Source organism: Bacteroidia bacterium (genome assembly GCA_025056095.1).
Classification (GTDB): domain Bacteria; phylum Bacteroidota; class Bacteroidia; order JANWVE01; family JANWVE01; genus JANWVE01.
The window spans coordinates 1-6,822 of the sequence record JANWVW010000152.1 but is presented as its reverse complement, the minus strand read 5'-3'; the positions used below and the strand labels follow the sequence as shown (position 1 = coordinate 6,822).

The following is a 6,822-nucleotide window of genomic DNA, read 5'->3' as shown; positions in this document are numbered from 1 at the left end:
CGTTAGCGTAGCCCGTAGCACGCCGACCTTGCCCACACCAGCGCAAGCGAAGTGTGGGCAAGGGCACGCCCAAAAAATTAAAATTCAACCTTTATACAAAAAATAACCTTATTTCACAATTTTTGAGCTACGTGGCAGATGTGTCAGATTCGGTTTCTCCTGCAAAAAGGGGAAACTGCATCATGTATGTATGCACCTCTTGCTTAATTTGATGAAGCACAGTCAAATTATCTCTGTAAGTTAAAGCAGCGTCAATCCAATTAGCTATTTTCTCCATGTCCTTTTCCAATAGTCCTCTGGTAGTAACCGCCGAAGTGCCAAAGCGTATTCCCGAAGTTACAAATGGACTTTTATCATCAAAAGGTACCATGTTTTTATTAGCAGTGATATCTACTTGTATTAAAGCGTTTTCTGCATCCCTGCCTGTGATGCCTTTGTTTCTTAAATCAATTAGCATCAGGTGATTTTCAGTATATCCTGAAACTACATGATAGCCCATGTTAAGTAAAGCATTAGCAAGAGCTTGTGCATTTTTGATAACCTGTCCGCAGTAGGTATGATATTCGGGGGTAAGAGCTTCGCCAAAAGCCACAGCTTTGGCAGCGATAACATGCATAAGAGGTCCCCCTTGCGTTCCTGGAAATACGGCACTGTCTAAGATTTCAGACATCATACGAAGCTCACCTTTTGGATTGGTAATTCCAAAGGGGTTAGGAAAATCTTTTCCCATCATAATAATCCCTCCACGCGGACCACGCAAAGTTTTATGTGTAGTGGAAGTTACAATATGGCAGTGCTCTAATGGATTTTTGAGATATTTAGTAGCAATAAGTCCTGCTGGGTGAGCAATATCCGCCATTAGTATAGCGCCAACTTCATCTGCTACACTTCGTAAAGTAGCATAATCCCAATCGTGTGCATAAGCACTTGCTCCACAAATAATCAATTTAGGGCGTTCCCTTATAGCAATTTCTCTTATTTTGTTGAAGTCTATCAAACCTGTTTCTCTCTCTACGCCATAAAAAACAGGTCTGTATAATTTGCCTGAAAAGTTGACCAAGCTACCATGAGTCAAATGTCCGCCATGAGATAAATCAAAACCTAAAATAGTATCCCCAGGTTTGAGACATGCTAACATTACCGCCGCATTAGCTTGAGCACCTGAATGGGGCTGCACGTTAACCCAAACCGCTCCGAATAATTTTTTTAACCTTTCTTGTGCTAAAATTTCAGCTTCATCTACTACTTCACAACCTCCATAATAACGCTTTTTAGGTAATCCCTCTGCATATTTATTCGTTAAATGGCTGCCCATTGCTTGCATCACTTGCCGAGAAACAAAGTTCTCCGATGCAATCAACTCAATGCCCCTCAACTGCCTTTGATACTCTCTTTGTAAAATATCAGCAACTTGTGTATCCTTCATACAAAGTAAAATAAAAACATATTTTGCACATAAACAAACTTCATTAGCTAAAAAATGTACGCTTGGCGCAAATGAATAACTTTTTTTCATTTACTCTTGTTTAATTTTGTGTTATGGCTTTGGAACCTCCTCCTTACGAAAAATTTTACAAATGTACCAAAGTGATTGTGGAAGCTTGGAAAGGACGAGAAGGATACGAATTAGATGCAGACCGAGCTATGGGGATGATAGATGACCTTATTCAGGAAGGTAAAATTTTATGGGATGAAGATAAAATTACAGAAGATTTAGCAGACTTTTTAGCTTTAGACAAAAAGACCTTTTTAGAAAGTTTAGAGCAAGAAGTACCTGACAGTCAAAAAATAGCTTTGTTTCCAGGGCGAACGCGCATATTTTGGTTTTTATTTTTAGGAATGTTTATGGCTATATGCATCATGTTCGGACTACAAAAATGTAGCGATACATACGTTTCAGAAGTGATTTGGCTATATCTGCGATAGCAATTGTATCACTTCTTTGGCAGGCTTTACATCGTGTACGCGTAAAATGTCTGCCCCTTTTTGTACAAGTAAAGTGTGTAGCACTGTAGTACCGTTAAGGGCTTCTTCGGGCGTAGATTGAAGCGTTTTGTAAATCATAGACTTTCGGCTAATTCCAACTAACAAGGGCACGCCTAACTCTTTGAATCGTTCAAAGTGCCGAACAAGCTCAAAATTTTGGGCTACAGTTTTAGCAAAACCAAAACCTACGTCAATAATGTATTTTGTAAAGCCTTGTGTTTGAGCTTGATAGATGAACTGCTTAGCGCAATTGTATACTTCTTGCACTACGTTATCGTACATTGTGAGTGTATTCATAGTTGCAGGGGTTCCGCGAGAGTGTGTCCAAATGTATGTAGGCTGTTCAGAAAAAATAAAAGAAAGCATGTTTTTGTCAATATTTCCTCCGCTAATGTCATTTATCCATACTTCACGGATAGAAAGGCATTTTTGAGCCACTTTTGCATAAAAAGTATCAATTGACACAGGCAAAGAAAGATGTTTTAACTCTTGTAAAACAGGTAATAAACGTTTCAATTCAGTGTCTGCATCTATCAATGTAGCTCCTGGGCGAGTAGATTGCGCGCCAACGTCAATAATATCCGCGCCTTCTTGGATATGCTTTTCTATTTGTTTTATTGCTTGCTCCACGTACATGAATCGACTACCTGCGTAGAAAGAATCAGGGGTTAGATTGACAATCCCCATGATTTTAACCTTTTGTATGTCCATTGTATTTTTGTGCAGCTACTAATGTCCAAAATTGATAAACCCATAGCACAGTTCCAAAAACGGATGTTTGACCTGGTTTTAGGAACAGTCTTAATAGTTGTTACACTACCTATTCAGATTTTGATTGCTGTTTTGATTGTGGTTACTGCTTTTCAAAATCCCATTTTTGTTCAGATTAGGGCAGGGAAGTACAATCAGCCTTTTTATTGTATCAAATTTAGGACTATGCGGGGCAAAATGAAAAATGCAGGTGAGAATGAGCAGTATCGGATTACAAAAATTGGTAAATGGCTTCGATTAATAGGTTTAGATGAGTTACCGCAGTTGTGGAATGTACTCTATGGCACGATGAGCTTAGTCGGACCTAGACCAACTTTTCTTTATCAAACGGCTAAATATACACCTTATCAGTTTCAGCGTTTGAAGGTTAAGCCGGGTATTACGGGCTTAGCGCAGATTAAGGGCAGAAATCGGTTATCTTGGCAGGAACGTATAGAATATGATATTGAATACATACAGAAGTGGTCTTTGTGGTTGGATGTTTGGATACTACTTCAAACTCCTTTTGCTATGCTACGGTGGAAGGATGCTTATGGAAAAGAGGGTAAAAATGACAACTTTGAAGTATAATTTGCATGATGCAAGCTTAGAATTGATTGGTTAGAAAAATGAAAATTTGATTATTTTTTTTGGGCGTGTCCTTGTGGGCAAAAGCCCACAAGGTCGGCGTGCTTCGGGCTACGCTAACGCTTCGGTGCTGCGCTTCGCTCCGCACTGGGCTAACGCCCACCCTCCGCATGCCTCACGCAAAAGGATCTCTGAAACCATTGTTTCTTTGTTTCTTATGCAAAGTTTAGCTTGTAAGTAGCTGTACTTCAAGCTTAAACAAGGTAAAGACATGATTGCACAGGTCATCTGCGTGAGGGGCATGGAGCATGCCCGTCAGGGCAGTACGAAGCGCAGCGAAGTACCGAAGCGAAGCGCAGTGCGGAATGCCCCGACCCTTGCGCAGCAAGGGGCACGCCCAAAATAAACTAAAAATGAATTATTCTTAAAAAAGTGCAAAAAAATTTGTTTATCTAAATTATTCAAAGTAGATTTACAATTTAATTTGTCAATAGTATGAGTCTCTCCCCAATTGCAATAATTATTGCTATTATTATCGGTCTAATAGTTTTTACCTATTTTGTTCCTGTTGGATTATGGATTACTGCTATCTTTTCAGGAGTACGAATAGGTATAGGTCGTTTAATAGGGATGCGGCTGAGAAAAGTACCCCCTGCGAGTATCATTAAACCTTTAATTACTGCCCAAAAGGCAGGCATTGATGTAGAAATATCTCAACTAGAAGCCCACTACATGGCAGGTGGAAATGTACAGACCGTAGTAAATGCTTTAATTTCTGCCGAAAAAGCCCACATCAAACTGGACTTTGACCAAGCTACTGCGATTGACTTAGCGGGCAGAAACGTGTTTGAAGCAGTACAAGTTTCCGTAAATCCAAAAGTAATTACCGTTCCTCCCGTAGCTGCAATTGCTAAAAATGGTATTCAAGTAATTGTCAAATGCAAAGTAACCGTAAGGGCAAATATCAATCGTTTAGTTGGTGGCGCAGGTGAAGAAACTATTATCGCTCGCGTAGGTGAAGGAATTGTTACTACGATTGGTTCAGCGGAGTCTCATGAACAAGTGCTTGAAAATCCTGATACTATATCTAAAACTGTATTAGCTAAGAGCTTAGACGCAGGAACAGCCTTCGAAATTCTCTCAATTGACATTGCGGATATTGATGTAGGTGAGAATATTGGGGCAAAGCTACAAGCCGAGCGTGCAGAAGCTGACCTTAAAATTGCCCGAGCTAAAGCCGAAGAGCGTAGAGCAATGGCTATCGCCAAAGAACATGAAATGATTGCTATGGCTCAAGAAATGCGAGCTAAAGTAATTGAAGCCGAAGCTCAAATTCCTATCGCTATGGCAGAAGCCCTACGCAAAGGTAATATCGGCGTAATGGACTATTACAGAATAAAAAATATTCAAGCTGACACAGATATGCGCTTAGCCATTTCAGAAGGAAATAAAAACGAATAAAAACTGAATGTTTTAACCTTGTAAAGCTTTTTAAACTACTATCCTTCTATCTAACGCAATTTGCAACGTAGATAGGTGTGTATTATTTTTGAACATTTGTGATAAATTACGCTATCCAACCTGAAAAACAAAGTACTTTATCTACCGAAATTTGGAATAGACTTATTCAACCTTTTCAGTCGTATGCTATTGTAACTGCAGACATCATGGCAAAACACCTTCCTGCTGCCATAGAGAAACGAATTTTTTGGTATACCTTCGAACCTCTTTTTCAAGTTTGGCAACAATTAAGCGTAGATATTCACCATCCTAGTAGTGTACAAGCCTTTCTTGACCTTCAACAGGTTGTGCATCAGCAAGTGTATCTACCTTTTTCTCAATTTAGTAGGTGGTTGCAAAAAGCTATTCAAGAATGGTTAGATATTACTGCACAACCCATTCCTTATCTTAAAAAAACTTATTTTGAATCAGGCACTACGCTGCTACCTATTTCTATTCTGCAAATTACCAAAGAGTATTGGGCAGAACTTAGCCTGCTTTTAGAAGTTCTCATTCGTTATCTTGAAAAAAATTACCAAAAAGATATTGATGCTATGCTTTTTGAAGCTAAGTTGTACAAAATAGCATCTTTGTTGCAGCAAAAAGGTATTTTATCAAGCATGGTAACTTGGTGGGAATATCACCTGCAAGTTAATCCTGTACAGTATGGCGCTTGGCTTTTGGAAACGCAGCCCATTCGTATGAAACTACCCGAAGCGCGACTAAGACAGTACATTCCTATCAACGACCAATTTGAATATATTACGCAACTTTTTAACGGCGATAGAGAACAATACATTGAAGTACTTAAATTTGCAGAAAGGCACTCATATCCCGAAACAGAAGCATACATCAAGTCTATTTTTGAAAAAAACTATGTTTCTACTGAACAAAAATACGCCCAAAAATTTTTAGAGATTGTTAAGAGCTTTATTGAACAAAGATACAAATGAAGATTGAACAAATTTCTAGGGCTATTAAAGAGTACGCCTATCAAATAGGATTTCAATATTGTGGCATAAGCCAAGCTGTATTTTTAGAGGAAGAAGCGCCGAGATTAGAGAAGTGGCTCAAAACACAAAAACATGGTCAAATGGCTTATATGGAAAAATACTTTGATTTACGGCTCAACCCTAAATTGCTAGTAGAAGGCGCAGAGAGCGTAATAAGTGTGCTTTTGAACTATTATCCCCAAAATCCGCAACATAAAGATAATAATGCCAAAATTGCTAAGTATGCTTGGGGTGAAGACTATCATTTTGTCATAAAAGATAAGCTTCGTTTGCTTTTTGAGTACATAAAAACTCTGCTACCTGATGTACAAGGGCGTGCTTTTGTAGATTCTGCTCCGGTAATGGACAAAGTTTGGGCACAGCGAAGTGGCTTGGGATGGATAGGCAAACATTCTAACTTAATTGTACCTAAGGCAGGTTCATTTTTCTTAATTGGGGAACTGATTATCACAGAAAAATTGCAATACGATTTACCTACACAAAACCTCTGTGGAACATGCACTCGATGTATAGAAGCATGTCCTACACAAGCAATTGTTGAACCTTATGTCGTAGATGCTAAAAAGTGTATTTCTTATTTAACTATTGAACTCAAAGAAGAAATTCCTGATGAATTTAAGGATAAAATGAACGGCTGGATATTTGGCTGTGATATTTGTCAAGATGTTTGTCCGTGGAATATTAAATTTAGCACTCCTTGTAACGAACCTCGCTTTATGCCTTTACCACAAATCTCTGAATATGAGCTTAAAGATTGGTTACTGCTTGATGAAAAAACATTTAAGAAAATTTTCAAAAAATCTCCCATTCTTCGCCCAAAGTATAAAGGATTTGTCAGAAATGTACGTTTTTCAATAGGTGAAAAACAATAATTCTATTGAACTATGAATAAGGTAAAATTTTCGTATGGCATCAGTAATTTTGAGATACTTTCCAAAGAAAACTACGTTTTTGTAGATAAAACCTCTTTTATTCCACGATTAGA

At 38.4% G+C, this 6,822-nt stretch carries 9 protein-coding genes; 5 read left to right on the top strand and 4 right to left on the bottom strand.

All coding sequences use genetic code 11. From position 1 onward, the window contains the following. Window positions 1–127: 127 nt before the first annotated feature. A complete protein-coding gene (locus tag NZ519_10415; GenBank protein MCS7029161.1) occupies window positions 128–1,426 on the bottom strand; it encodes a serine hydroxymethyltransferase in 1,299 nt (432 codons plus the stop codon). Between the two features lie 113 nt (window positions 1,427–1,539). Here NZ519_10415 and NZ519_10410 point away from each other — a divergent pair, with 113 nt between their 5' ends. Beyond that, on the top strand, window positions 1,540–1,926 hold the full coding sequence (locus NZ519_10410; GenBank protein MCS7029160.1) for a hypothetical protein: 387 nt from the start codon (window positions 1,540–1,542) through the stop codon (window positions 1,924–1,926). Here NZ519_10410 and folP read toward each other — a convergent pair. Next, a complete protein-coding gene (gene folP / locus NZ519_10405) occupies window positions 1,912–2,697 on the bottom strand; it encodes a dihydropteroate synthase (protein MCS7029159.1) in 786 nt (261 codons plus the stop codon). The genes NZ519_10410 and folP overlap by 15 nt on opposite strands. Window positions 2,698–2,718: 21 nt before the next feature. Between folP and NZ519_10400 the strand changes: the two genes are divergently transcribed. Then, entirely contained in the window at window positions 2,719–3,327 is a 609-nt protein-coding gene (locus NZ519_10400; protein ID MCS7029158.1) for a sugar transferase, read from the top strand. 16 nt (window positions 3,328–3,343) lie between these two features. Here NZ519_10400 and NZ519_10395 read toward each other — a convergent pair whose 3' ends face one another. Continuing rightward, on the bottom strand, window positions 3,344–3,496 hold the full coding sequence (locus NZ519_10395) for a hypothetical protein (GenBank protein ID MCS7029157.1): 153 nt from the start codon (window positions 3,494–3,496) through the stop codon (window positions 3,344–3,346). Next, a complete protein-coding gene (locus tag NZ519_10390; protein ID MCS7029156.1) occupies window positions 3,436–3,627 on the bottom strand; it encodes a hypothetical protein in 192 nt (63 codons plus the stop codon). The genes NZ519_10395 and NZ519_10390 overlap by 61 nt, the downstream gene beginning before the upstream one ends. Before the next feature lie 192 nt (window positions 3,628–3,819). On the opposite strand from NZ519_10390, the gene floA reads away from it, so the two are divergent. From floA to queG, 3 genes are all read left to right on the top strand, one after another. After that, complete coding sequence (floA, locus tag NZ519_10385) at window positions 3,820–4,785, top strand: flotillin-like protein FloA (protein ID MCS7029155.1); 966 nt, start codon at window positions 3,820–3,822, stop codon at window positions 4,783–4,785. Window positions 4,786–4,883: 98 nt separating this feature from the next. Beyond that, window positions 4,884–5,777, top strand: a complete 894-nt coding sequence (locus NZ519_10380; protein ID MCS7029154.1) for a hypothetical protein — start codon at window positions 4,884–4,886, stop codon at window positions 5,775–5,777. After that, window positions 5,774–6,709, top strand: a complete 936-nt coding sequence (queG, locus tag NZ519_10375; protein ID MCS7029153.1) for a tRNA epoxyqueuosine(34) reductase QueG — start codon at window positions 5,774–5,776, stop codon at window positions 6,707–6,709. The genes NZ519_10380 and queG overlap by 4 nt, the downstream gene beginning before the upstream one ends. The last annotated feature ends 113 nt before the right edge of the window (window positions 6,710–6,822 follow it).

Bases quoted from the DNA above. Each gene is read 5' to 3' on its own strand.
- NZ519_10415 (MCS7029161.1), bottom strand. From the start codon at position 1,426: ATGAAGGATACACAAGTTGCTGATATTTTACAAAGAGAGTATCAAAGG.
- NZ519_10410 (MCS7029160.1), top strand. From the start codon at position 1,540: ATGGCTTTGGAACCTCCTCCTTACGAAAAATTTTACAAATGTACCAAA.
- folP (MCS7029159.1), bottom strand. From the start codon at position 2,697: ATGGACATACAAAAGGTTAAAATCATGGGGATTGTCAATCTAACCCCT.
- NZ519_10400 (MCS7029158.1), top strand. From the start codon at position 2,719: ATGTCCAAAATTGATAAACCCATAGCACAGTTCCAAAAACGGATGTTT.
- NZ519_10395 (MCS7029157.1), bottom strand. From the start codon at position 3,496: ATGCGGAGGGTGGGCGTTAGCCCAGTGCGGAGCGAAGCGCAGCACCGA.
- NZ519_10390 (MCS7029156.1), bottom strand. From the start codon at position 3,627: ATGCCCCTCACGCAGATGACCTGTGCAATCATGTCTTTACCTTGTTTA.
- floA (MCS7029155.1), top strand. From the start codon at position 3,820: ATGAGTCTCTCCCCAATTGCAATAATTATTGCTATTATTATCGGTCTA.
- queG (MCS7029153.1), top strand. From the start codon at position 5,774: ATGAAGATTGAACAAATTTCTAGGGCTATTAAAGAGTACGCCTATCAA.